Below are 25,349 nucleotides of genomic sequence, written 5' to 3'. Positions count from 1 at the left end.
ACTTTCGATGGTCCGCTATTGCAGATGTTCGCTTTCGCTGTCCATGTCGTGCACCAGCGCCTGCGCCAGTGCCTGATGGGACTGGATCAGTCTGACGTTATCCTTATCAAGCTTTGGCGTGTCTTTTGTCTTTTGCGGGGGTGCCTGGATCATGGCGTTTGTCATTTCGAACGTGGTCAGGCTCATGACAAAATCTTCCGCCGACATCCCATGTTCCTGCAGGATTTCCTGAAGCTGCGGCATGGCCTGCGTGCGCCGGATGGTGGTGGCCAGCGTCATGTTGGTGGTCTGGGTCGGGGGGGTGATGTTGGCCCGCCTGATCTGCCGGATCAGGGGCAGCATACGGGCGAAAAAATCCTTGGGCAGCTTGTACTGCGCCACCTTGCGTATGTCCTGCTGGATTGCCTCATGCACCGCGCGCTGGATTTCCGCGCGCTGTTCCGCCGTGGGGCCGTGATGTTCTTCCGCCTGCTGCGCATGGGCCGGACGCAGGGTGCCGGGCAGGTGGAAGAAGCCAAGCGCACAGGCGCTGCCCACAAGCATGCCCCGCAGGGGAAAGGATGTCATCGGTCGCTCCATTTGCCCCGTCCGGGTCGGGAATCGCTGCGATCAGCATGGCTGATGTTCTGTTCATGCTGATTTTGCGGGACATACCCGTTCAGTCAATATGAATGCAAACGCGATGAGGGCGCCATTTCGCAGGCAGGTGGCGATTGCATGGCGCCAGACCGGTCCGGGTGGGTCTTCTGGCTATTCCGCCGTCCCGCGTGCGGTCCATTTTCATTCGGGATGACCTGGCCTGTCATGGTCAGGTGTTTCCAGCATGGTCGCAATCATCCCATACGCGGGCCTGTTCCACGCCTCATCTGGTTGTTGTGGTGGGTTTGACTGTTTTATCCGGCATGAATGTGAAGGTGATGCGGCCGGGATGATTTGCCGCATGTGCCCGATCCGTAATGCGCCCGCAGGGTCATGATTCCGCGCACTGTTTTTCGTGCAGGTGCAGTCCAGCATCAATGACCCGCGGCAGGATTTTCTGCATCCTGCCCCATGCACCACTTTTGCATGTGTCATCCTGAGCATGTTCATGGGCTAAGACATGGTGGCGGGGCAGCCTGCCTTCTGTCATGGAGTCGCCTTTGCGGACAACATGACAGGCGGGCGCATGTCAGATCTCAAAACGCTGTCAGCGACCCGGGGGCGCCATGAATTCCGGCCCGACCGGATCCTTGATGCAGGTCTTGAGGATTGTGTCGATCTCGCGCAGGTCATCGGCGCTCAGGTGCCAGCCGATCGCATCGGCCACTGCTGCGATCTGGTCCGGGCGGCGCGCGCCCCACAGGGCAATCGTCGGTCCCTGATCGAGTACCCAGCGAATGGCCAGCGCCAGAAGCGACTTGTCATGTTTCTCACGCGCGAAATCCTGCAACTGCCGCACGGCTTCCAGATACTGGGCAAAGCGGGGTGGCTGGAACTTGGGGTCCGCGCTGCGCAGGTCATCGGGACCGAATTTCGTCTGTGCCGTCATCTTGCCCGACAGCAGGCCACGACAGAGCGGACCATAGGCAAGGATGGTCAGGTCATGCTGGCGCGCATATGGCAGGATGTCATGTTCCATGCCACGCTCAAACAGGTTGTAAGGCGGCTGCACCGCAGCCAGCGGGGCGACCGCGCGGAAGGCATCCATCTCGGCGATGGTGAAGTTGCTTACGCCCAGCGCCAGTACCTTGCCCTCCTTGACCAGATCTTCCAGCGTACGGGCGGTTTCATCCATCGGCACGGCGGAATCAGGCCAGTGGACCTGATACAGGTCGATGTAATCGGTGCGCAGGCGGCGTAGTGAATCCTCGATTTCCTTGCGGATACGGGCCGGCGAGGTATTGCGGAACGGCTTGTGATCGTCCTTCCAGTCCAGCCCGACCTTGGTTGCGATCGCCACCTTGTCCCGCCGCCCGGCAAGGGCCTGCCCCACAATTTCCTCCGAATGGCCAAAGCCATAGACAGGTGCCGTATCAACCAGTGTTATGCCCAGATCAACAGCTTCCTGAATGGTGGCAATGGCGTTGCGGTCGTCCGGGCCGCCCCACATCCATCCCCCAATGGCCCATGTGCCAAGCGCAATACGCGAGACGGGATGTTTCAGCCCCCGGATTGTCGTGGTTTCCGTAACAGATGCCTGAGTCATGAATACGCTCCGTGTTCGTGAACCGGTCATGACGGCTGCAACCGCCATGTGTGCAACCGTGCCATAGCATGGGATGACGTGTTACCCGTCACCACAGGGCACAGCCATGCTTCCATCGTTAACGAGATGAGTGCTGTTATATTTCCCTGGAAATACTGAAACATGCGTAAGGATCACGACCTGCCGGGGGATGGAAAGGAATATATTGGATAAATAGTACAGTCATGGGCGTAAAAACGGCCCTGTTTAAAATAAAAATTCTGGATTTATTATATTCATTGATAAATTTGTTTAAAAATGAATAAAGTATAGCAAAAACAACAGATGTATTATTTCTGTCGCCAGATTCGGCTTGCCGATGATTTCAGGGGATGCACAAAAGGACAGGCCGGATGGCGCCTTTTGAAAAAATATGTGGCGGACTCGAAAGGATTCGAACCTTCGACCTTCGCCTTCGGAGGGCGACGCTCTATCCAGCTGAGCTACGAGTCCACTCCCGCCTGCATACATCGGGATCAGGCTGAATGCCACCCCTGAAATCAGGAAAATTCATTGCGGCGCGACCCAGTCCATCCATCCCGGCAGGACAGGCAGGGGGGCCGCGCGTCCTTTCTGGTCGGCCATCCATGCGGCCGCCGCCATGTCCCCGCCCGAAGGCAGGAAGCTGTCGGGACTGACGATCCAGCTGGTCATGTCCGCCGTGACCCGACCGGCGTCACGGCTGCGCAGCAGCAGATGGTAGCCGCCGGGGATGTAGTCATGCCGCGTGTCCCGTGGCATGCGCCGCCAGGCCCGTGCCATGGCCGGGGCGGGAATGATCTGGTCATGGCCGCCATAGATCACCAGCACGCGCCCGTGCATGTGTGCATCCGCCTGCGCCGCGCGATGCATGAGGTCTGTCAGCCCGGACAGCGCCACCGTGCTGGTGTCCCGCAGGGTCAGGGGGTCATAATACAGGCGCGCCAGGGCCAGCATGTCATCGGCTGCCGTGACATGGACAGGCAGTTCGCGCCCGCTCAGCCGCCACCGGGGCGCCAGTGCGGCGATCAGGTGCGTGGTCGTGCGCGTACCGGTATCCAGATCCCATACCGCGGGGGCGAGCAGGATGTAGCCCGCCACGGGTGGCGTGTCGGCCTGTGACGCCAGCACGATGGCCAGCCCACCGCCCATGCTTTCCCCCATGACATATACGGGTACGCCGGGATGTTCGCGCCCGATCGTGGCCAGAAGGCTGGATGCGGTGCGCAGCAGGACGTCCGTTCCCGCCCATCCGCCACGCTGCGCCGTCTGGCCAAAACCGGGCAGGTCGGGGGCAATGACGGTCATGCCTGCCGCATTCAGCGCGGGGGCAGGATGTTCCCATGCATCGCGGCTGTCATTGAAGCCATGCAGTGCAAGGATGACGGCGCGTTCCGCCCCCCGTGCAGGCCAGATCCGCAGCGGCACCGTGCCCACGCCTGCAATCGTGACCGTCCGGTCCGCAGGAATCAGGCGGGCAAGATCCGGGTGACGGGCCGGTGCCGCCGGGGGTGGGGCTTCACGCGTGGTGCAGGCTGCCAGCATCACAAAAAGCACTGGATAAAGCAGGCGTGACAGGCGAATGTTTGAAAGCACGGCAATCCTGCGTATCATCATGGACAAGCGCATGGCCCGCCCGCGGGCGGGCATGCAAACCAAAGCCGGACAACAACCCGAGGCCCGTCAAAATGCAAGCCCTGTCCCACGATCCCGTCCCGCACCCCCGTCTGGGTACGATTGAAACCATCGTTGTCGATTCGCGTACCCTGTCCTGTGACGGGGGGCTTGGCGCGCTGGGACATCCGCGGGTTTTCCTGCGTATCGGCCATCACCAGACATTCTGTCCCTACTGCTCGCGGCTGTTCGTGCTCAGCCCCGATGCGCCGGCGGACGCCGGTCACTGATCGCATCCTGATACATGTCCAGCGACAAGCAGGTTCACCTGATCCTGGTGGATGGTTCGGGCTTCATTTTCCGCGCCTTCCACGCACTACCCCCCATGACCAGCCCCGACGGTACGCCCGTCAATGCGGTGTATGGTTTTTCGAACATGCTGTCGCGCCTGCTGCGCGAACATGCAGGTACCCATCTGGCGGTCATATTCGATGCGGGACGCCATACCTTCCGCAATGACCTGTATGGTGAATACAAGGCCCACCGCCCCGAACCGCCGGAGGAACTGCGCCCGCAGTTCAGCCTTGTGCGCGATGCGACAGCCGCCTTCGGCGTGCCGGCGCTGGAGGAAGCGGGCTGGGAAGCCGATGACCTGATCGCGGCCTATGCCCGCAAGGCGACCGATGCGGGCGGGCAGTGCACCATCTATTCATCCGACAAGGACCTGATGCAGCTTGTCCGTCCCGGCGTGATGATGATGGACCCGATCAGGAACCGCCCGATCGGCGTGAAGGAGGTCGAGGCCAAATTCGGCGTTGCGCCCGACCGGGTGGCGCAGGTGCAGGCCCTGATTGGCGATCCGGTGGACAACGTGCCCGGCGTGCCGGGCATCGGTCCCAAGACCGCATCGGCGCTGATGGCGGAATACGGGTCGCTGGACGCCATACTGGCAGGCGCTGAAAGCATGAAGGCGTCCAAGCGGCGCGATAACCTGCTGGCCCATGCCGACATGGCGCGCCTGTCGCTGCAACTGGTGACGCTGCGTGAAGACGCGCCATGCCCCGAGCCCCTGTCCGACCTTGCCTGCTGCGATGTGGACATGGAACGTCTGGGCGCATGGCTGTCGGACATGGGTTTTTCGTCACTGCTGCAGCGCATGGGGCTCAAGGCGAAGCCGCGTCCGCGCATTTCCGCCCATGTCACACCGGCCGGGCTCAGTCAGCCTGCGGGGGAACTGCCCCCCATCCCGCCCGAACCCTATGGCCCGTATGAAACGGTGACCGATCCCGAAGTGCTGCGGAAATGGGTGGAACAGGCCCGCGCCAGCGGGGTCTGCGCGGTGGATACGGAAACCGACGGGCTTGACCCGTTGACCGCGCCGCTGGTCGGCATCTCGCTTGCCCCGCAATGTGGCCGCGCGTGCTATATCCCGCTCAGTCATCAGGTGGACCTGATGGACAGCCTTGGCACGCCCCAGATGCCGGTGGCAACGGCGCTGGAAATCCTTGAACCGCTGTTTGCCGACCCGTCGGTGCTCAAGGTCTTCCAGAACGCCAAATTCGACCTGCTGGTGCTGACACAGGCGGGCAGCGTCCAGCCCGCGCCGATTGATGACACCATGCTGATTTCCTATGCCCAGTCGGCGGGAAAGCATGGGCAGGGCATGGATGAGCTTTCGCGCCTGACACTTGACCACACACCCATCCCCTATGACGAGGTGACGGGCACGGGCCGCAACCGGGTGGTGTTTTCCAAGATGGATATCGCGCGCGCCACGCCGTACGCGGCGGAGGACGCGGATGTGACCCTGCGGCTGTGGCAGGTGCTCCGGCCGCAACTGCGCACCAACCACGCGCTGGCGCTGTATGAGGAAATGGAGCGCCCGCTGGTACCGATCCTGGCGGATATGGAGCGCGCGGGCATTGCGGTCGATGCCAATGACCTGCGCGCCATGTCCACCGAATTCGCGCAGCGCATGGCCGTGATCGAGGCCGAGATCCACAAGCTGGCCGGGCGTGACTTCAATGTCGGCTCCCCCAAGCAGCTGGGGGAAATCCTGTTTGATGAAATGGGCCTGCCCGGTGGCAAGCGCACCAAGGCGGGGGCATGGGGCACGGATTCATCGGTGCTGCAGGACCTGGCGGATCAGGGACATGACCTGCCTGCACGGATTCTGGCATGGCGGCAGCTGGCCAAGCTGAAAAGCACCTATGCCGATGCGCTGCTCAACCAGATCAATCCGGCGACGGGGCGCGTGCACACATCGTTCCAGATGGCGGTGACGACAACGGGCCGCCTGTCATCGAATGATCCCAACCTGCAGAACATTCCCATCCGCACGGAGGAAGGCGGGCGTATCCGCCGGGCCTTTGTCGCAGCCCCCGGCAATGTCCTGGTCTCGGCCGACTATTCCCAGATCGAACTACGGCTTCTGGCGGATGTGGCGGACATCCCCGCCCTGCGTGAAGCATTCGCGCTGGGGCAGGACATCCATGCCCGCACGGCGTCCGAAGTGTTCGGTATCCCGATCGAAGGCATGGACCCGCTGACGCGCAGGCGCGCCAAGGCGATCAATTTCGGCATCATCTACGGCATCAGCGCCTTCGGGCTGGGCCGCCAGCTTGGCATTCCCCCCGGGGAGGCACGGGACTACATCGACGCCTATTTCGCCCGTTATCCCGGCATCCGCGATTACATGGAGCGCGTGAAGGCCGAAGCGCGGGCGAAGGGATATGTCACCACGCCATTCGGCCGCCGGTGCTGGGTGCCGGGCATTGGTGACAAAAGCGCCGTGCGCCGCAACTATGCCGAGCGCCAGGCCATCAACGCCCCGTTGCAGGGGGGGGCGGCTGACATCATCAAACGCGCCATGGTACGAATTCCTGCCGCCCTTTCGGATGCGGGGCTTGACGGACGCATGCTCCTTCAGGTCCATGACGAACTTGTGTTCGAGGTGCGCAAGGATGATGCCGATCGTCTGGCAGCCCTCGTCAGGCAGGTCATGGAATCCGCAGCCACCCTTTCGGTGCCGCTGGTCGTGGAAACCGGGACCGGAACGAATTGGGCGGATGCACACTGATGATGCGAAATGAACGGGACCGGTTCTTTGTTATTGTAGGGCTGGTCATACTCGCGGTTTCCTCGATCGCCGGATATTTCGGCTACCGTTATTCCAGCAATGCCCCCGTGCCGCTGACCACTTATGGCAACCCGGTTGGTGGTTCATTCCGGTTGATCAACGGGGCCGACGGGTCGGTGATGGATACCGATTTCCGCGGGCGGTGGATGATGATCTATTTTGGTGACACCCATTGCCCCGATACGGTCTGTGGCGCCACCATCAAGGCGATGGCCGACGGGGTGGAGGCACTGGGCCGTGACCGCGCGCATCTGGTGGTGCCCATTTTCATTTCCCTTGATCCCATGCGTGATACGACGGAGGTGCTGCGGACCTATGCCCTGCGCTTCGGCACGCATGTCACGGTCATGACGGGATCGCCCAAGATGCTGCAGGCTGTGGCGAAGGAATACCATGCCCCTTATGTCCGCCATGACGGGGAAAATGGCGAATACAGCATGGAACCCGCCACCCAGATCGTGATCATGTCACCCACCGGGCGGTATGCAGGCAGCCTGCCGTCCACCGCCACGGCGGCGGATGTCACCGCGCGCATGACGGAACTCATGAACGCGCCGGGCAAACACTGAAAACAACAGGACCGCGCATGAAGGCATCATGGCAGGCATCTGGCGCGGTCCTTCTCCTCCTGCTGGGGGTGGCATTGCACGGCCTGTCCGCCCGTGCGGCCGATGGCACGCAGGGCAGTCCCCACCGTGGCGGCACATTGCGGCTGACAGCGGTCAGTGCAGCCGGGACACTGGACCCGCAGATCAATTACAGCAGCCAGTACATGCAGCTTATGGGCGTCATGTATGATGGCCTGCTGACCTATCCCAAGCTGGAAGGCCCGGCCGGGGCGCAGGTTGTGCCCGACCTGGCGCAGTCCATGCCCGAACGGCTGGATGACGGGCGCACATGGGTGTTCACCCTGCGCGACGGTATCCGTTTTTCCGATGGCACACCCCTGACCGTGGCCGATGTGGCGGCGTCCCTGCAACGGCTGTTCCGCGTCGGCTCCCCTACGGCGGGGTCGTTTTACGGCGGGATCGTGGGGGCGGATGCATGCCTGCATGATCCCGCTCACTGCACGCTGGCCGGTGGGGTGGAAACGGATGGGGCTACCCGGCGCATCACCATTCACCTGACCGCGCCGGATTCCGAATTCCCGCAGAAGATCGCTTTCGGGCATGCGGTCGTCCTGCCTGCCAGCACGCCCGCCCATGATTTGGGCGAAGTCGCGGCACCTGCGACGGGTCCATATCGCATCGTGTCTTCCATCCCCGACCGGGGCATGCGGCTGGAACGCAATCCCTATTTTCATGAATGGAGCGAGGCCGCCCAGCCCGATGGGTATGTCGATGCCATACAGTATGACTATGGCCTGTCGGAAGAAGATGCCGTCACGGCAGTCGAACGGGGGCAGTATGACTGGATGGCGGGACTGAAGCCGCTGGACCGGCTGGGGGAAATCGGCGGGCGATATACAGCGCAGGTTCACGTCTATCCGCTGTACGGCCTCATGTACATGCCCATGAATGTCAATATCCCGCCCTTTGATGATATCCGGGCCCGGCAGGCGGTCAATTACGCGCTGGACCGGCGCGCCATGACCATCCTTTATGGTGGATCGGGCATTGCTGCCCCGCTATGCCGCATGGTGCCCCCCGGCCTTCTGCCCGGTGACGGGCAGTGTGCATGGACTGAAGGTGCGGACCCCGACCATCCGGCCCCGCGCTGGACGCGTCCCGATATGGCGCGCGCACGTCAGCTTGTGCGTGAAAGCGGGACAGCAGGACAGGACGTGACCCTGATCGTCCCGGCCACCGCCATGGATACCAGCATGGGTACCTACCTGCGCGACATGCTGCAGGATATTGGCTATCACGCGCACCTGCATCCGCTTTCGCCGGCCATGGAACTGGCCTATGCCCAGAACAGCGCCAATCATGTCCAGATCAGCCTTATGGGATGGTACGCGGATTACGTATCCCCATCCAATTTCGTGGATACGCTGTTTGACTGTGACAATTTCCATCCCGGTTCCGACAGTTCGATCAACATGTCGGGGCTGTGTGATGCAGGGGTCCAGACGCTGGTGGCGCGCATCCGGCACGAACATGATCCGCAGGTGATGCAGGGCCTGTGGCAGCAGGTGGATGACCGCATCACCCGGCTTGCCGCTGCCGCGCCCATGATCAGCATAAGCTATGTGGATCTGGTCTCGCCCCGGTTGGGAAACTATTTTTCCACGCGTCTGTACCACATGACGTTTTCGCGCGTGTGGGTAAAATAAGCGATTGTTTGAAATCAACAGGTTGATGAAAATAAAGGTTTTTTGGGTATCGTCTTTTTCAGGAAGGCAATGTTTCCTGACGCTTCCTGAAAAAGCGGCACCAGAAACATTCGTATGATCGCCGATGCGTTCCGGGTGGGCCTGTCAGACAGCTTCCCGGAACGGCAGCAGGCATTAAAAAACCCCGCCGGGAGACCGGCGGGGCATAAGCAGGGGAAACGGTCCCTGGATCAGAGCATGGATTTCGCGCGGGCTTCAACCTTCGCACAGGCATGCTTGCGGATGTCAGCCGATGCATCTTCCAGCGAGATCGGCGCCTTGCCACCCACCTTCAGCAGGCCGGTCGAACCGTCGGCATAGGACATGTTGCCCTTCTGGTTGGACGGCACGTCGTTCGTCTTCTTGTTGAACGCCGCCAGCACGGGCCACGCTTCGGACGCGGTCAGGTAATTGGACTGGATGCAGTAGTTCATGATGCCGCCCAGATCAGCGGGCTTTGCCGAGGCCACGGCCGAGTACACCGTTTCAGCGGACAGGGAGCCGGGCTTGATCGCTTCGACCTGGTTGGCGACGCCTGCGCCGGTCGGGGGCGAGATTTCAGCGGCATGGGCCGCAAGCGGCGCGACTGCCATGATTGTGGCGAACGCACCGGCAGACAGGACGCGACTGAACGACACCATATTGATTTTCCTTACCTTGTTTAGCAGGCAGGGTAGGAACCCGACCCCGCCATTTGTAAATCTGTGTGTCAAACATAACACGATGTGGCAGTTCGGTACCCGTGCGACTGATATGTCTGGCATTCGGCTTTTCGATATATAGTACCCTTGTCCATTCGGGCCTGCGTCCCATAAACCCCTGTTGTCTGGCGGTATTTCCCCCTGTCGCATGCCATGGGCGGGGTGCGGGCGTGGAAGACATCCTTCGTCAAGAAGTCGTGAGGAAGCTTAACGCAGCGCTTCCGGCGCATGGAAACCGCCATCCGGGCGCAATGGACATTGAGTCCGCCCCGACTTCGTGGGAATGCTGGACCATACGTGGCCCTAACCCTGTGCACGGGATCAACATGCAGCATTTGCGCCTTCTCCTGAAAGATGTCTGGTATCTCACCCGTCCCTATTTTGTGTCCGAGGACAAGAAATGGGCATGGGGCCTGCTGGTGGCGGTACTGGTCCTGACCTTTTCCATGGTGGGGCTGGACCTGCTGCAGTCGTTCTCGCGCAATGTCTATTACACGGCCCTGCAGCAGCGCGACGCCACGACCTTCCTGCGCGGCCTGTTCTGGTATGTGCATAACCAGGAAGGCTTCGTGCTGGGCTTTTTCATCATCACCATTCCCGCGGTGCTGTGCAGTATCTATGCCACTTACCTGCAGCAGATGCTGGGCCTGCGCTGGCGGCGGTGGCTGACACAGCGCATGACGCGGCAGTGGATGGAAAACCAGACCTATTTCCGCATCGCCATCACCACGTCCGGGCTGGAAGCAGGCGCGGACAACCCCGACCAGCGCATACAGGAAGACCTGAACAGCTTTGTCACCGATACGCTGACGCAGTTCATCAACCTGCTGTCCAATATCGTGACGCTGTTCAGTTATGTCGGCCTGCTGTGGGCGCTGTCCGGCCCGCTGGAGGTCCTGGGCTTTTCCATACCCGGCTATTTCTTCTGGGCCGCGTTGATCTATTCCGTGATGGCGACGTGGGTGACCCATCTTGCGGGGCACAAGCTGGCGGGGCTACAGTTTTTCCAGCAGCGCGCCGAAGCCGATTTCCGCTACAGCCTTGTCCATGTCCGCAACAATGCCGAAGGGATTGCCCTGTACCGTGGCGAGGCGGAGGAACAGGCCGGGCTCAACCGTTCCTTTTCGCAGGTGTACGGCAATTTCCTTGTCATCATGCGCCGGACCAAGTGGCTGGGGCTGCTGACGACGGGGCTGGAGGTGGTGTCGGGCAATTTCGCGCTGCTGATCGGTTCGATCCGGTATTTCGCGGGCAAGATGACGTTCGGCACGCTCATGCAGCTGGTCATGGCGTTTTCACGTGTGCAGGGGGCGCTGGGCTGGCTGTCCACGTCCTATGCCTCGCTTACGACATGGCATGCGGAGGTCGCGCGTCTGGCCACCTTCCAGCGCGTGATGGATCGTGCGCAGGCCATGCGTGACAAGGTTACGGTCGTGCCCGCCGCCGCGAATGCGAACCTGCAGGTCAGCGGGCTGGACGTATTCCGTCCCGATGGCGCGGCGCTGCTGCGTAATGTCAGCTTCACGCTGGAACATGGGCAGATGACGGTGGTGACCGGTCCGTCGGGTACCGGCAAGTCCACGCTGTTCCGCGTGCTGGCGGGGATCTGGCCGTTCGCCACCGGCACCATCAGGCAGCCGGACGTGGCGATGATGTTCGTCCCGCAGCGGCCCTATGTGCCCACCGGCACGCTGCACCGGGCGGTAACCTATCCCGCCGGGGTCGACGCCTATCCGGAAGCGGATGTGATCGCGGCCCTGCAGCAGGTCGGGCTGGGCCAGCTTGCGCCGCGTATCGAAAGCGAGGAGGCATGGGGGCAGATCCTCTCGCCGGGTGAACTCCAGCGTCTGGCCTTTGCGCGTATCATACTGGCGCGGCCGGGCTGGGTGTTCCTTGACGAATCAACCTCCAACCTTGATGCGGCATCGGAGGCGGCGCTGTACGCGCTGCTGCGTCAGGCCTGTCCGGACATGACGGTTGTCTCCATCACGCATCGGGAATCGGTGGTGGCGATGCATGTCAACCGTGTGGACCTGTCCCCCTTTGCCGTTGCCGCCCCCGAGGGCAGCGAGAGGCGCGTCAGCGCGTCCCCTGCATCGCCGTGACCATGAGGTCGGTATTGTGGCGCATCATGGCGATGTAGTCCGGGGCGGGACCACCGGGCGGGGACAGGGCTTCGGCATACAGTTCCCCGCCGGGCCGGGTGCCGGTCGCCCGCGCCACCTGCTGGACCATGCGGGGATCGGCGGCGTTTTCCATGAAATAGGTGGTGACGCCCGTCTGCCGGATCTGCCGGATCAGGGCGGCGATATCCCCGGCTGATGCTTCCGTCTCGGTCGAAAGGCCCTGCGGCGCCATGAAGGTCAGGCCATAGGTCCGGCCGAAATAGCCAAAGGCGTCATGGCTGGTCAGGATACGCCGGCGGTCGGCCGGTATGGTGGCGATGCGGTCGCGGATGTCGCGGTCAAGTGCGCGAAGCTGCGTGACATAGGCGGCGGCCGAGGCGCGGAAACTGTCGGCATCCGCCGGGTCTATGGCGATCAGGGCGTCACGGATGTTGTTGGTCCAGATGATGACATTGGGCACGCTGTTCCAGACATGCGGGTCCGTTTCCGCCTGTTGCAGGCCCGGCGGGGTGTAGATGCTGATCCCGTTGGACACGATGACGGGCGTGCCATGGTAACCCGCCGCGTGGGCCAGCCGGCTGAACCAGCTTTCCAGTCCCTCGCCACTCATGAACACGATATCGGCCTGGCGTAGCTGGCGGGCGTCATCAGGGGAGGGTTCGAATTCATGCGGGTCGCCATCGGGGGGCACCAGTGACGTGACATGCACATGCGTGCCCCCCACATGCGCCACCACATCAGCCAGCACGGTAAAACTTGCGACCGCCTGGACCGTATGGGGCAGGGGGGCCGCACGGGCAGGCATGATGGACAGGACCCCGCAAAGGCCCAGCAGGCAGGACAGGCGGCGCATCGGCGCGAACTCCATTAAAAAGACGGCGTTTTTTCGAGGCTTTCTGAAAAAGCTTCACCAAAAACTTTTAATTTTCAGGATGTTTCATGAATGTGGCGCCCCGCGCGAAGTCCCGCGGGCGACATGACAAGGGAAAGGATATAAAGCACGCTGCACGTCAGGATGATCGATGGTCCCGCCGCCAGCCGGTAGTGATAGGACACCAGCAGCCCGATCAGTCCCGCCGCCATGCCCGTTGCGGCAGACAGCACCATCATGGGCAGCAGCCGGCGCGTCCATAGCCGCGCGGTCGCGGCGGGCACCATCATCATGCCCACCGACATGAGGGTGCCAAGCGCCTCGAACCCCGCCACAAGGTTGATGACCACGAGGAACAGGAACACCATGTGATAAATGCCGCCGCGCCCGCCGGTCATGCGCATGAAGCCGGGATCGACGCATTCCATGACCAGCGGCCGCCAGATGATGGACAGCATGACGATGCTGAGCGTCGTGATGCCACCCATCAGGCACAGCGCCGATGCGTCAATGCCCAGAATGGTGCCGAACAGTACATGCAGCAGGTCGATATTCGACCCCCGCGCGGAAACGATTAGCACGCCCAGCGCCAGTGACGTCAGGTAAAAGCTGGCGAAGCTGGCGTCTTCGGCAAGCTGGGTCCGCCTGCTGACCAGGCCAGCCAGCAGCGCAACACCCAGCCCCGCCGCGATCCCCCCGATCCCCATGGCCGTCAGCGACAGGCCGCCCGCCAGCAGGAAACCGATGGCGGCCCCGGGCAGGATCGCATGGCTCATCGCATCGCCAATCAGGCTCATGCGGCGCAGTTGCAGCATCACGCCAACCGGCCCGGCCCCCATGCCAAGCGTCATGGACGCCACCAGCGCGCGCCGCATGAAACCGAAGGACGCAAACGGATCCCATAATACGGACAGGATGCTCATGATGGCATGTCCGTCCACCTGTCCCGTGTCCCGCCATAGGCGCGCTGCAGGATTACAGGGGTCAGGATGTCCGGGGTCCGGCCCCATGTCGCCTGTCCGCCATGCAGCAGCACGACATCGGGGAAGCAGGTACGGATCTGGTGGATGTCATGCAGCACGGCAATGATGGTGCGGCCCTGCGCATGCCATTCGCATACCAGTTCCAGCAGGTCCCGTGTCGTGGGCGCATCCAGCGCGGTAAAGGGTTCGTCCAGCACGATGACGCGTGCATCGGTCATCAGCAGCCGGGCGAACAGCAGGCGCTGGAACTGCCCGGCCGACAGGGCGGCGATCATGCGCTGCGCCTGCCCGCCAAGGTTGACGCGCTGCAATGCGCTGGCCGCGCGCAGGCGCACCGCCCGCCCCGCCCCGCCAAAAAATCCCGTCTGCTGCCATGCGCCACCCAGCACCATGTCGGTAACGCTTATGGGAAACCCCCGGTCAATGATCCGGGCCTGCGGCAGATAGCCGAAATCACGTGGGCCAAGGCCCCCGCGCGTGAGCGTGCCATGCGCCAGCGGCACTTCGCCAAGGATGGCGCGTAGCAGGGTGGACTTGCCCGTGCCGTTGGCGCCTGCAATGGCGGTCATGCTGCCGGGACGGAAACTGCCGGTCACGTGCTGCCATACTGTCTGTCCCCCCATCATGGCCCCCGCATCTTCCAGCCGGATCGTGCCGGTGGTCGTCCCGACGGTCATGGGATGGAGATGGCCCACGCGATCAGCCCCCACAATACGCCGCACGGCACGGTCATGCAGGCCAGACGCTGCCACCATGCACGCGCCATCCATGTGATGGGCAGCGGGGCAGGCGATGTAGCGGGGGTGGGATGCTGCATGGCTGTCCGGTTGTCTTGGTCCGTGGACGGGGTGGCGACAGGAAAGGAAAGCGGCATGGGAACCCAAAGTGTTATAATATAACATATTCTTATATCATCGCCTTGCCTACCGTCAAGGGAAGGCGGCATGGTGTCGCCCCACACCATGAACAGGCAGGGCAGGACGGATGACATTTCATACATGGCTGCTGTTTGCCGCCACTGCCTTTGTATTGTCCGCCATGCCGGGGCCGAACATGATGCACGTCATGTCAACCAGCATCCGGTACGGATTGCTGCGTAGCGTGGGCGTCATGACGGGCTGCATGCTGGCCATTGTACTGGTGGTCATCGCCTCGCTTGCGGGCATGGCGGGCATACTGGTGGCGTCACCACGCCTGTTCATGGTGCTGCGGGTGATCGGGGCGGCATACTTGGTGTTTCTGGGCGTCCGGGTATGGCGTGCGCGTGATGCGGTGGACAGTGACGGGGCGGATATGGGCTGCGTGCCCGCTGTGACCATGCGGGCGCTGTTTCGTGACGGCTTCCTGACCGGGATCAGCAATCCCAAGCTGCTGCTGTTCGCCGCGGCCTTCCTGCCGCAGTTTATCAATCCGGCCGCGCCACGCATGCCGCAATATGTCACGCTGGTGATGACATTCGCGATGGTGGAAGTGTTCTGGTACGTGGTTTATGCCAGCGGTGGACGTGTCCTGTCCGCATGGCTGCGTACGCCGGAGGTGCATCGGATTTTCTGCCTTGTGACCGGACTCGTGTTTATCGGGTTCGGGGCCATGCTGCTCCTGACGCAGGTATAGGTATCGCAGGTCGGCCGTGTACGTGCGGTTGCAGGGTATGATGCCGTCCGTGGCTGTTGGCCTGGTACTGTCTGAAAACAACTCTCTGACTGATATAAATAAAAGTCTCTGGGTGCTGCCTTTTTTTTAAAGGTGGCGTTCTTTCGAAGCTTTCTGGGAAATATTCATCAAAAACTTCTTTATGGTTGGCAGGATATGTCAAGGCGTCTGTTTGTCGCAGCCGTTCTGCATTGTTACCGCGCCGGTATTGCCTGGCGTGATCTGCCTGTCCGGTTCGGGGACTGGAAGAATGTGCACGGGCGGTCGCCCTGTCCCTGACGCCTGGACAAAGGGCGGACATCACTGAAGCGGAACCATTGCCCGATGCAGTCGATACCGGTGCCTCCTTCACCGACACGCCCTGAAATCCCGCGCACCCGCTTGTGATGCCGGGCGGGGGCGCGAAAGCCCGGTGGCGTTCCCATATTCCCTGCAACCACAAAGGGAAGGAGCGCCACCATGACCGAACCCACCACGCCCACGATCACGGACTGCCCCATCGGGCTGGATGCCACCGGCACACGGCGCGAAAAGGATTCGATGGGGGAAATTGATGTCCCCGCCAACCATTACTGGGGTGCGCAGACACAGCGCAGTCTTGTACATTTCTCGATCGGGCGGGACCATATGCCCATCGAGGTATGCCATGCCTACGGGATCGTGAAAAAGGCCGCGGCACAGGTCAATGCGGCGGATGGACACATGCCGCAATGGAAGGCCGACGCCATAAGCCGTGTCGCCGATGAAGTGATTGCGGGCAGGCTGGATTCCGAATTCCCGCTATTTGTCTGGCAGACCGGATCGGGCACCCAGACGAACATGAACGTGAATGAAGTCATCGCCAATCGTGCGATCCAGCTTCTGGGGGGGGCCATCGGGTCCAAGACGCCGGTTCACCCCAATGACGACGTGAACATGGGGCAGTCGAGCAACGATTCCTTTCCCACCGCCATGCATGTCGCAACCCTGCTGGAAATCGACAGCCGCCTGCTGCCGCGCGTGCGTGAACTGATCGAAAGCCTGCGCACGAAGGCGGAAGAGTGGATGCAGGTGGTCAAGATTGGCCGTACCCACCTGCAGGACGCCGCACCCCTGACAGTAGGGCAGGAATGGTCTGGCTGGGCGCAGCAGCTTGAAGATGCGCTGGAAGCGGTCGAGGCAGCGCGTCCCGCCCTGCTGCAGCTTGCGGCGGGTGGTACGGCGGTGGGCACCGGGCTGAACGCCCCGCCGGGTTTCAGCCGCGCCATTGCAAAGCGCATTGCCGCACTGACCGACAGGCCGTTTGTCACCGCGCCCAACAAATTCGCGGCCCTTGGCGGGCTGGACGCCATGGTGCGGGCGTCCGCTGGCCTGCGCGGGGTGGCGGTCACGCTGCTCAAGATCGCCAATGACATGCGCCTGCTTGGGTCCGGCCCGCGCTGTGGCCTTGGTGAATTGCACCTGCCGGAAAACGAACCCGGTTCCTCCATCATGCCCGGCAAGGTCAATCCGACCCAGTGCGAGGCCATGGTCATGATCTGCACGCAGGTGCTGGGCAATGACGCCACGGTGGCGTTTGCAGGCAGCCAGGGACAGCTTGACCGTCCGGTCATTGTCGCCAACGTGCTGCATGCCATCCGCATCCTTGCCGATGGCTGTCATAATTTCCGGATCTTTTCAGTCGAGGGCACGAAGCTGAACCGCAAGCGCATTGATTCTTACGTGGCGGGTTCAGTCATGCTGGTGACGGCGCTGAGTCCCGAGATCGGGTACGACCGCGCATCCGCCATCGCGCATCAGGCCATGGAACATGACATCAGCCTGCGCGAGGCAGCCCTTGCCTCGGGCTTTGTCGATGGCGCCACCTTCGACCGTCTTGTCCGCCCGCTGGACATGGTGGGCAAGGGGGTAGGGGGAGCCTGATACCTGAAAACAGACAAAGGTTTTTGGTGAGGCTTTTTTCAAAAAGCTTCGTTAAACGCCGCCTTCTTGAAAAAAGGCGGCACCCAAACCCTTTTATTTTCCAGACAAGACATTACGAAGGCGCAGCCCCCTGCGTGTTGACCTGCAGGGTAAACAGCGCGTCACCCGCGCACATGAACAGCACATCGCGCTTGGGGCCGCCAAAAGTCAGGTTCGATACCCCGCGTGGCAGGCGCAGCCGCCCGATCATGTGGCCGTGGGGATTGTACACCACCACGCCACACAGCCCCAGCGGCCCGTTGGCCCCACACCACAGATTGCCAAAAATGTCGGTGCGCATGCCATCGGGGATCATCTGGTGGCCGTTCAGCATCATGTCGGCAAAGGGGCGCAGGTTGTGTACCTCGCCCCCCGCCACGTCGCCCGCATGGATATGCTGGTCGCCGCCATGCCCGTTCTGTCCCGGCCCGGGGCCATCGCAAATGACATAGACGATCTTTCCATCCGGAGAGAACGCAATCCCGTTCGGGTCCGGCAACTGCTGCTGCGTCAGCACGGCGCGGACATCGCCGGTGGCCGGGTCCACGCGGAAGACATGGTCTTCCTGCCGCCTGTGGCCGCCAAACTGGGTCACGACTTCCCCATCCAGCGTCCAGCGTTCGACACCGCCCCGGTTGGCCGGTGCGCCGGGGGCATCCGGGTGGCCTTCCACGATCGTGTCGCCATAACCGGGATCGGTAAACCAGACGCTGCCATCCGGGTGGATCGCCACGTCATTGGGGGAGTTCAGCGGCGCGCCGCCGTAACTGTCGGCCAGTACGTGGCATGACCCGTCATGTTCCCACCGGACCACGCGGCGCATGCCGTGTTCGCAACTGACAAGACGGCCCTCGTTATCAAAGGCATTGCCGTTGCTGTTGTAGGAATGGTCGCGAAAGACCGAAACCGCGCCGTTTTCCCACAGATAGCGGTACTGCTGGGCGCGGATCGTGTCGCTCAGCAGCAGGAAGCGTCCCTCGCTGTTCCATGCCGGCCCCTCCAGCCATCCCCCGCCGCGCCATGCCAGTTTCAGCCCGGCATTGGCATAGGCCAGATTGCCGAAGCCGGGATCCAGCACCAGTATGTCCGGGTCCGGCAGGGGCGTGACCGGTGCATCCGCCCCCCATTGCCGCGGCGGGTTTGAGATGACGCTGGACGGTTGTGGCAGATTTTCCACGGTTGTTGCCGCGCGGGCGTGCAGTCCGCTGGCCCACAGGCCCCCCGTGGCCAGCCCCCCGGCAAGTATGGCACGCCGGCCGGGATGGAGCGCAGGGGAGGCTGGCGGCATGAAAACGTCTTTCTGCTGTTTATGAATGGAAGGATTATTTCAAAATAACCTGCTGATAAAAACAAATAAAAGTTTTTGGGTGCCACCTTTTCCAAAAAGGCGGCGTTTCTAGAAGCTTTCTGAAAAAAGCTTCACCAAAAACTTCCTGTTATTGTCAGCTCGTTTCCTGGCTGGGACCATCAGGTCAGTTTTCGATGTCCTGCAGGACTTCAAAACCCTCGAACACCGGGGGACCAGCCATGAGCGGCTTGCGGTTGCCCGCATGGGCATGGGCGGCGCGGAACTGTTCCGACTGCGTCCAGCCGACAAAGGCTTCATACGATTCCCACACGGTGTGCGAGGCATAGAGGATGTAATCCTCATGCGTCGGCCCCTTGAGGAACTGGAAACTGACAAAGCCTGGCACGGTGCGCAGGTGGACTTCGCGCCCCAGCCAGCGTTCACGGAATTCCTGTTCGTTTTCAGGCGGGATACGGAAACGGTTCATGGCAATGTACATGCTGTGCTTCTCCTGTTCTGTAGCCGGACTGACCTTAGCGACCGCCGGACACCGTCATCACGCTTCCTGTCATATATGATGATGCGGGGGAAAGGAGAAAGGCCACCGCCTGCGCGATTTCATCCACATGCCCGACACGTCCCATGGGCACGACGGTTTCCGCCAGCTTCGCGGTTTCCGGTGATACCATGTCTGTCGCGGTCAGGCCGGGGGCGACCACATTGACGCGTATGCCCTCATGCGCGACCTCGTTGGCCAGGCCACGGGTGAAGGTCTCGACCGCCGCCTTGGTCGCGGCATAGGGCACCAGCCCCGGCAGCCCGCCCAGACGGGCGGCAACCGATGACAGGTTCACGATCACCCCGCCCTTTCCGCCATGGCGGGTGGACATGCGGCGCACGGCTTCGCCCGCCGCCAGCATGGTGGCGCGGACATTGATGTTGAACAGGGTATCCAGCGTTTCGGCAGTCTGTTCATCAATGCGCACCTTCGTGCCGGTAATGCCTGCATTGTTGACCAGCCCCGCAAGCGGCCCGAGTTCGGTCGCGCGTTCGAACAGGGCATGGATTTCTTCGGGCTTCGAGACATCGGCCCGGATCGCCAGCGCGCGGCCGCCACTGGCCGTGATGGTGCGGGCCAGTTCTTCCGCCGGGGCGGCGTTGGCGGCGTAATTGATGGCGACGGCATGGCCTTCACGTGCCAGCAGGCTGCTTATGGCATGCCCGATGCCCCGGCTGCCGCCCGTCACGATCACGACGCCGGATGATTGTGCGGGGGTGGAATTGACGCTGTTCATGAACCCGTCCTGCCTGCTTGCTGAATTGTCAGATGGACGATCATAAGCCCACGGGCGGCCATGCAAACAGGAAACATGGCCCCCCGCAGGTCATGGGCGTATATCAGCCATCCAGTCGCGACAGGTGGGGCAGCAGGTCGGACAGGCCCTTGATGGTGGCGTTGCGGGATAATCCCGTCTCGGCGGAGAAACGCTCGATGACCGGGGCGGGGATCAGACGGGTCACCACATTTTCATCGGCCGGGGTATTGGTCGGGTGGTTTTCCCACTGCGTGACCTGCGCCGCCAGTCCCGCCTTGCGCGCCCGGTCATGCAGTTCGCGCCGTCCGGGGCTGTCAGCGTCGCCCATATAGGCAATGACCGCACTCATGAGGCCCGACGTATCGGTGCGTGCCCCCGTCAGCGTATCTGCAACCTTGTCTGCGGCATGTCCGATCTGGTCCGTTGCTGCATTGGCCATGGTGGTATGCTCCTTCATCAATCAGTGGTCAGGGATACTGGGGCCAACGAAGGATGGACGGGATTTGTCCCATCACGGATTTATGAAGTCAGGCGCAAAAGACTGCGGGAACTTTCCCCGCGCCATCCATTCATCATGTCATGATGGCTGCACTGCGTGGATGTGTCTTGACTCAGGCGGCAAAGTGCAATGCGCTGGATGATATAACAAAAATTGCCATGTCATTTCTGAAGGGAGACAGCCCGATGCAATGCATTCCCGCCGTGCGCCGTTACGGAACGCACGGCCTGATCTGGACAGTCCATTTTACCATGGCTGTCGTGCTGGCCAGTACCGGTGCCCATGCCGCAGGGCGCGAGGACCAGGCCAGTGCGTGCAAGAATGATGTGTTCCGGCTATGCTTTCTTGACATTCCGAATGAAAAACTGATGACGGAATGCCTGGAAAGCAAGCTCAGCCAGCTTTCCCCCAAATGTCGCGCCATGTTCGAGGATGACGAGGCACAGGACGCGGAACACAAGCAGGAAGATGCCGCCGTGGCCCGGGAAGTCGCCCCAACGCACTGAACGCGCCCCCGCACGGATCGCGCCGTATTTGACTGGCCGGGGACTTGTGTCCCACACAGGGTCATAATGACTGCGCATCAACCCGAGCGGAATACAGCCAACCATGCCTGACACCGCCCCGACCATCATGTGGTTCCGCGACGACCTGCGTCTTGGGGACAATCCCGCCCTGTGTGATGCTGCGTCACGGGGACGGGTCGTGTGCCTGTATGTCCATGATCCGGCTTTCCCCCTGGGCGGGGCTGAAAAATGGTGGCTGCATGGTGCGCTGTCGGCGCTGGACCATGACCTGCGCGCGCAGGGTGGCCGGTTATGCATCATGGCCGGGGATACGCATGAAAGCGTCTTGTGGCTGGCCGCGCGGACGGGCGCGGGGGCGGTGGTGTGGAACCGGCGCTATGGCCCCCGTGCCCGGCAGGTGGATACAGACGTGAAGGCGGCGTTGAAGGCGCGTGGCGTTGATGCGCACAGCCACCCCGGCAACATGCTGCATGAACCATGGCAGGTCCGGACCAAACAGGGCACGCCCTTTCGTGTCTTCACGCCATGGTGGCGTGCCGTGCAGGCAAAGGGGCCACCCCTGCCACCACTGCCCGCACCCGACCAGCCTGCTTTTGCCGTGGTCCCCCCTGAAATCGGGGACCATCTGGTGCAGCCTGCCGATCTTGCCCTGCTGCCGGTGCGACCGGACTGGGCACAGGGCCTGCGTGCGCAGTGGCAACCGGGGGAGGCGGCGGCCCATGCCCGGCTGGATGCCTTCGTCGCGGAACGGGTCCACGGCTATGCCACGCAGCGTGAACTGCCTGCGCAGCCAGCCACGTCGGGGCTGTCGCCCTATCTGCGCTTCGGCCATGTATCCCCCCGGCAGGTCTGGCACGCGGTGGAGACTTTGGGACCGGGCGACCAGGATAGCACCTGTTTCCTGAGTGAGATGGGATGGCGGGATTTCGCGCATGCGACCCTGTTTGACTTCCCCGGCATGGGTACCGGCAACCTGCGCCCTGAATACGACAACATGCCCTGGCGGCATGATCCGGTGGCCCTGCGGGCCTGGCAGAAGGGGAAAACCGGCTACCCCATCATTGATGCGGGCATGCGTGAGTTATGGCACACGGGCTGGATGCATAATCGCGTGCGGATGGTCGTGGCGTCGTTCCTGACCAAGCACCTGCTGCTAGACTGGCGTGTGGGCGAGGCGTGGTTTGCTGATACGCTGGTGGACGCGGATGCCGCCAGCAATCCCTTCAACTGGCAATGGGTTGCCGGGTGCGGACTGGATGCGGCCCCCTATTTCCGGGTATTCAATCCCGTCGCACAGGGGGAGAAATTCGATCCCGCCGGTGATTATGTCCGCAAATGGGTGCCGGAAATCGCCCATCTGCCCAATAAATACATCCATGCGCCATGGAAGGCCGGACCATCCGCCCCGGGTGGCTACCCTGCGCCCATTGTTGATCTTGCCGGCGGACGCGCGCGCACTTGCGGCATGGAAGGCCTTATGACATCTGGCCGCTCCCATGCATCCACCTTAATATATGTTCAGGTCGTTCAGGGATTTCCGTACCGGATATTCAAGCCTGCACTGGTTTATGGTTTGGTAAAAATTACGTAAAACAAATACAATACGAAACATACTGAAAAATTCTGAGGCTGTATTGATAGCTTATCATTTGAAGCACATGAAATTTTAATTTTGAGTTTTTTACAAAGCAGATCAGCAAAAAAATTATTCAGCATCTTTCCTGCAGGGGGACATGCGGATGTGACAGGGGATGGTACTACATGGGCAGGCGGTACGGTTCTGCAACAGCTGTTTCATACAGCGAGGGGCAGGTAATCTTTGGCGCGGGTCATTTTGACATGGCCACGATCCGGTCGGTCCTGGCCCGGTCCCATCGGGAAAGCAGTCAACCTCACCCTGACCACCTGCGGTCCATCCTTGCCTGTCCCGGTGCGTGGCTAAGCATGAATCTGTCTGAACTGCATGGATGGAACCATGGGCTTCTGGGTCTTGATGGCGGGACGATCGTCTTCAACCATGCCATTTCCGAGACCGTGACCATCCTGCCGGTGGAGATACGGCCCGGTGGCGGCAGCCTGATATTCAATGATGCGGCAAAACGGGGTGGAACCCTGCTGGTCCACCTGATGCGCCCGCGTCAGTCCCATGACTGTGTGCAACTGGTGTTCCAGAACTGCGCCCGGCAGTTTGCCTGTTATGATCCCATGACGGACATGACCCTTGTCGGGCTTGTGCCCGATGGCGATAAGCCCGATGGCTGGACAGCCGTGCGCCTGAATGGCAATCCATGGCGGATTGATCATCCCGTTGCGTCTGAAGGTGCCCGCGCGCCCATTCTGAAACGTGAATGGCAGGCAGTGGAACACGATACGGTCATCCTGCGCCTGCCTGCCTGAACATAGGTCAGGAACAAATCACGAAAAAGAGAAGACTCTGCATTTCCATGGCCTGAGTCCCAAAACGTCAACAGACTTATCCACAGGCCTTCAACACAAATTCAGGCTTGCGAATCTAGGTTCGTGTTGCGGTAAAGAGACAATAAATGGCTATTTTCCGCCATGAGAGCGATTCCCCCGCTTTCTTTTCCGGCCACTTTATGCAAGTGACTGCGGGACTCGGAACAGGTCAGGTCAAAAAAATCCACACCTGACCGGTCTGTTTATGTGTTCCCGCCATCAGGCGTCCCTGTCATGTTCCATATGGGGGTAGGTGGCGCAGCACAGGTCAAATTCCCCCTGGATTTCAACAGGAAATTTCTCGCTGCAGACCATATCGAAACGGGCATGCAGCGACCGTCGGATCCAGACCTCGAACGGTGTGGAACGGCGGCGTTCATACGGCTGTCCGGTTTCATATAATTCTGACATGGAGTGTCCCCCTGTCCGCCATGGTGTCATGCGGGGGAAACGGTCAGGACGGCCTGACAGTTGCCATGCATTTCCGTATCCCCACCTGACCCATGCGCAACCGTTCAGGCCGCCATGTGATCCAGCAAGGGGATGCCGGTGGCCTGGGACATGTGCTGGCAATATGCCCGCACCGGCATGGGCCAGTCGAGTCCCGCCACGATCGTCAGGCTGCGCAGGTGGGCAAACAGGTGAATATCATCGGTAGACAGCGTGCCGTTGACTGCATCGGGGCGCTGGATCAGCCTGGCAAGACGGGCAAGGTCAGCGTTCACGCTGGCCCGCAGGGCGGCGCTTTCAGCCAGGCACGTGCTGAAGGGGCCGATCATGGCTTCCTTGTTTTCGATAAAATACAGCCGCGCGCCTGTCGTTGCGAATTCCGCAAAGGGGGCTGCGGCAAACCGGGGCAGCGCCAGGCGGATGAAGGCCTGCTGCGCGTCCCGTAGCCACCGGCCTGTTTCGGGGCGCGTTGGCCCGGTCAGCAGGGGATGGCCATCCATGGCGTCAACATGGGCGACGATATCCATGCTTTCGCCCATGAAATGTCCGTCGGTTTCCAGTATGGGCACCATCTTGCGCCCGATCATCCGGGTTGGCGTGCTGACATCATCATTAAGCAGCACCACATCGGTGACCGGCAGGTGCTTGAGCCCGAAAATGATCCGGGCTTTCACGCAGAACGGGCAGTGATCGTAGATATAAAGTTTCACACGGATTTTCAGGACCGTCGCAGGGATGCGATCTTGCGATCGGTGGTGTACTGGCTCAGCGCATAGACCGACCAGATCGCGGCCGGTATCCACCCGATCACGGTCACCTGCAGAACAAGACAGATGATGCCGGCAAAGGGGCGGCCAATCGTAAAGAACTGTAGCCACGGCAGCAGAAGGGCAAGGATAAGCCGCATGATTGATCTCCACATGCATGCCCGATCGGGCGGGACAGGGCACAATGTAGCGTGAATTGCCGTCCGGCACAGCCCGGATACCGGTTCGTGCATCATTATGACACGCATGTCCCGGATCCATGCATGCACGGCCTTGCCCCATGGCCCCGCACGACCGGGCCACGACAGCCAGGGAACGGTGCTTTCCCGCCCCTGGCCGCGTCTTTTTGCACCGGTGGATAAGGACGCATCCGGATACGGTATGCCCTTTCTTTTGAAACGGGTTCGCGATAAAAACACTCCGATGGAAAACGCGTCGGATACACAATCGGCACCCGGTGGGCGTCGGAATTTCCTCGGGCTTGTTACCGCCGCAACGGC

General features: G+C 61.6%; 25 protein-coding genes, 1 tRNA gene and 1 pseudogene (1 of these 27 running past the window's edge). 12 read left to right on the top strand and 15 right to left on the bottom strand.

What is annotated here, in order from left to right; translation table 11 throughout:
- Positions 1-15: 15 nt before the first annotated feature.
- From GEU01_RS06180 to GEU01_RS06160, 4 genes are all read right to left on the bottom strand, one after another.
- Positions 16-567: a hypothetical protein gene (locus tag GEU01_RS06180; protein WP_019085373.1), complete on the bottom strand. Its 552-nt coding sequence runs from the start codon at positions 565-567 to the stop codon at positions 16-18.
- A gap of 619 nt (positions 568-1,186) precedes the next feature.
- Positions 1,187-2,185 carry an aldo/keto reductase gene (locus GEU01_RS06170; RefSeq protein ID WP_019085371.1) on the bottom strand — a complete coding sequence of 333 codons (999 nt, stop codon included), beginning with the start codon at positions 2,183-2,185 and terminating at the stop codon, positions 1,187-1,189.
- Positions 2,186-2,600: 415 nt separating this feature from the next.
- Positions 2,601-2,677 (bottom strand) — tRNA-Arg (locus tag GEU01_RS06165).
- Between the two features lie 57 nt (positions 2,678-2,734).
- On the bottom strand, positions 2,735-3,853 hold the full coding sequence (locus GEU01_RS06160; protein WP_019085370.1) for an alpha/beta fold hydrolase: 1,119 nt from the start codon (positions 3,851-3,853) through the stop codon (positions 2,735-2,737).
- Between the two features lie 38 nt (positions 3,854-3,891).
- Between GEU01_RS06160 and GEU01_RS06155 the strand changes: the two genes are divergently transcribed.
- Genes GEU01_RS06155 through GEU01_RS06140 form a run of 4 tightly spaced genes read left to right on the top strand, consistent with a single transcriptional unit; the run spans position 3,892 to position 9,231 of the window.
- Entirely contained in the window at positions 3,892-4,107 is a 216-nt protein-coding gene (locus tag GEU01_RS06155) for a zinc-finger domain-containing protein (protein ID WP_019085369.1), read from the top strand.
- Between the two features lie 14 nt (positions 4,108-4,121).
- Positions 4,122-6,896, top strand: a complete 2,775-nt coding sequence (gene polA, locus GEU01_RS06150) for a DNA polymerase I (RefSeq protein WP_019085368.1) — start codon at positions 4,122-4,124, stop codon at positions 6,894-6,896.
- Positions 6,896-7,525, top strand: coding sequence for an SCO family protein (locus GEU01_RS06145; RefSeq protein ID WP_019085367.1), 630 nt, complete (start codon positions 6,896-6,898; stop codon positions 7,523-7,525). The genes polA and GEU01_RS06145 overlap by 1 nt, the downstream gene beginning before the upstream one ends.
- Before the next feature lie 17 nt (positions 7,526-7,542).
- On the top strand, positions 7,543-9,231 hold the full coding sequence (locus GEU01_RS06140) for an ABC transporter substrate-binding protein (protein WP_019085366.1): 1,689 nt from the start codon (positions 7,543-7,545) through the stop codon (positions 9,229-9,231).
- 230 nt (positions 9,232-9,461) lie between these two features.
- Here the strand turns inward: GEU01_RS06140 and GEU01_RS06135 are convergent, their stop codons facing one another.
- Positions 9,462-9,911: a DUF2501 domain-containing protein gene (locus tag GEU01_RS06135; RefSeq protein ID WP_019085365.1), complete on the bottom strand. Its 450-nt coding sequence runs from the start codon at positions 9,909-9,911 to the stop codon at positions 9,462-9,464.
- Positions 9,912-10,297: 386 nt separating this feature from the next.
- On the opposite strand from GEU01_RS06135, the gene GEU01_RS06130 reads away from it, so the two are divergent.
- Positions 10,298-12,076, top strand: coding sequence for an ABC transporter ATP-binding protein/permease (locus GEU01_RS06130; protein ID WP_198284449.1), 1,779 nt, complete (start codon positions 10,298-10,300; stop codon positions 12,074-12,076).
- Here GEU01_RS06130 and GEU01_RS06125 read toward each other — a convergent pair.
- The 3 genes from GEU01_RS06125 to GEU01_RS06115 form a co-directional block, all read right to left on the bottom strand.
- A complete protein-coding gene (locus GEU01_RS06125; protein WP_010511047.1) occupies positions 12,051-12,950 on the bottom strand; it encodes a metal ABC transporter solute-binding protein, Zn/Mn family in 900 nt (299 codons plus the stop codon). The genes GEU01_RS06130 and GEU01_RS06125 overlap by 26 nt on opposite strands.
- Before the next feature lie 74 nt (positions 12,951-13,024).
- Positions 13,025-13,891, bottom strand: a complete 867-nt coding sequence (locus GEU01_RS06120) for a metal ABC transporter permease (RefSeq protein WP_019085363.1) — start codon at positions 13,889-13,891, stop codon at positions 13,025-13,027.
- Positions 13,888-14,706, bottom strand: coding sequence for a metal ABC transporter ATP-binding protein (locus GEU01_RS06115; protein WP_026018545.1), 819 nt, complete (start codon positions 14,704-14,706; stop codon positions 13,888-13,890). Before GEU01_RS06115 ends, GEU01_RS06120 begins: the two co-directional genes overlap by 4 nt.
- A 229-nt stretch (positions 14,707-14,935) precedes the next feature.
- Between GEU01_RS06115 and GEU01_RS06110 the strand changes: the two genes are divergently transcribed.
- From GEU01_RS06110 to fumC, 3 genes and pseudogenes are all read left to right on the top strand, one after another.
- Positions 14,936-15,565 (top strand): LysE family translocator, encoded by a 630-nt coding sequence (locus tag GEU01_RS06110; RefSeq protein WP_019085361.1) that lies wholly within the window; start codon positions 14,936-14,938, stop codon positions 15,563-15,565.
- A gap of 204 nt (positions 15,566-15,769) precedes the next feature.
- Positions 15,770-15,868, top strand: a pseudogene (locus tag GEU01_RS24200) (transposase); the annotation flags it as partial.
- 195 nt (positions 15,869-16,063) lie between these two features.
- Positions 16,064-17,506 carry a class II fumarate hydratase gene (gene fumC / locus GEU01_RS06105; protein ID WP_019085360.1) on the top strand — a complete coding sequence of 481 codons (1,443 nt, stop codon included), beginning with the start codon at positions 16,064-16,066 and terminating at the stop codon, positions 17,504-17,506.
- Positions 17,507-17,618: 112 nt separating this feature from the next.
- Here the strand turns inward: fumC and GEU01_RS06100 are convergent, their stop codons facing one another.
- The 4 genes from GEU01_RS06100 to GEU01_RS06085 form a co-directional block, all read right to left on the bottom strand.
- Positions 17,619-18,833 (bottom strand): SMP-30/gluconolactonase/LRE family protein, encoded by a 1,215-nt coding sequence (locus GEU01_RS06100; RefSeq protein WP_019085359.1) that lies wholly within the window; start codon positions 18,831-18,833, stop codon positions 17,619-17,621.
- A 184-nt stretch (positions 18,834-19,017) separates the two neighbouring features.
- Entirely contained in the window at positions 19,018-19,332 is a 315-nt protein-coding gene (locus GEU01_RS06095) for an antibiotic biosynthesis monooxygenase family protein (RefSeq protein ID WP_019085358.1), read from the bottom strand.
- A gap of 34 nt (positions 19,333-19,366) precedes the next feature.
- Complete coding sequence (locus GEU01_RS06090) at positions 19,367-20,128, bottom strand: SDR family NAD(P)-dependent oxidoreductase (RefSeq protein WP_019085357.1); 762 nt, start codon at positions 20,126-20,128, stop codon at positions 19,367-19,369.
- Between the two features lie 103 nt (positions 20,129-20,231).
- Positions 20,232-20,588: a YidB family protein gene (locus GEU01_RS06085; RefSeq protein ID WP_232272425.1), complete on the bottom strand. Its 357-nt coding sequence runs from the start codon at positions 20,586-20,588 to the stop codon at positions 20,232-20,234.
- A 245-nt stretch (positions 20,589-20,833) separates the two neighbouring features.
- On the opposite strand from GEU01_RS06085, the gene GEU01_RS06080 reads away from it, so the two are divergent.
- The 3 genes from GEU01_RS06080 (at position 20,834) to GEU01_RS06070 (ending at position 23,572) form a co-directional block, all read left to right on the top strand.
- Entirely contained in the window at positions 20,834-21,154 is a 321-nt protein-coding gene (locus tag GEU01_RS06080; protein ID WP_010510603.1) for a hypothetical protein, read from the top strand.
- 103 nt (positions 21,155-21,257) lie between these two features.
- The gene (locus GEU01_RS22375) at positions 21,258-22,766 is read left to right on the top strand and encodes a cryptochrome/photolyase family protein (protein WP_157212819.1); all 1,509 of its coding nucleotides are present in this window, start codon (positions 21,258-21,260) and stop codon (positions 22,764-22,766) included.
- 353 nt (positions 22,767-23,119) lie between these two features.
- Positions 23,120-23,572, top strand: a complete 453-nt coding sequence (locus GEU01_RS06070; RefSeq protein WP_232272424.1) for a hypothetical protein — start codon at positions 23,120-23,122, stop codon at positions 23,570-23,572.
- 279 nt (positions 23,573-23,851) lie between these two features.
- Here the strand turns inward: GEU01_RS06070 and GEU01_RS06065 are convergent, their stop codons facing one another.
- The 3 genes from GEU01_RS06065 to GEU01_RS06055 all read right to left on the bottom strand — a co-directional run bounded on the left by GEU01_RS06065 (position 23,852) and on the right by GEU01_RS06055 (position 24,989).
- Positions 23,852-24,043, bottom strand: coding sequence for a hypothetical protein (locus tag GEU01_RS06065; protein WP_010510610.1), 192 nt, complete (start codon positions 24,041-24,043; stop codon positions 23,852-23,854).
- Positions 24,044-24,147: 104 nt separating this feature from the next.
- Complete coding sequence (grxB, locus tag GEU01_RS06060) at positions 24,148-24,792, bottom strand: glutaredoxin 2 (protein ID WP_019085353.1); 645 nt, start codon at positions 24,790-24,792, stop codon at positions 24,148-24,150.
- Between the two features lie 8 nt (positions 24,793-24,800).
- Positions 24,801-24,989 (bottom strand): YqaE/Pmp3 family membrane protein, encoded by a 189-nt coding sequence (locus GEU01_RS06055; protein WP_010510614.1) that lies wholly within the window; start codon positions 24,987-24,989, stop codon positions 24,801-24,803.
- Between the two features lie 283 nt (positions 24,990-25,272).
- On the opposite strand from GEU01_RS06055, the gene petA reads away from it, so the two are divergent.
- Positions 25,273-25,349 carry the 5' portion of a ubiquinol-cytochrome c reductase iron-sulfur subunit gene (gene petA, locus GEU01_RS06050; protein WP_026018544.1) on the top strand. The gene runs 559 nt beyond the window's last position, so 77 of the gene's 636 nt are visible here — the first part of the coding sequence; it begins with the start codon at positions 25,273-25,275; its stop codon lies beyond the right edge, outside the window.

It is taken from the genome of Komagataeibacter europaeus LMG 18890, assembly GCF_000285295.1.
GTDB classification, from domain to species: Bacteria; Pseudomonadota; Alphaproteobacteria; order Acetobacterales; family Acetobacteraceae; genus Komagataeibacter; species Komagataeibacter europaeus.
This window is presented reverse-complemented; position numbering and strand designations above follow the sequence as displayed.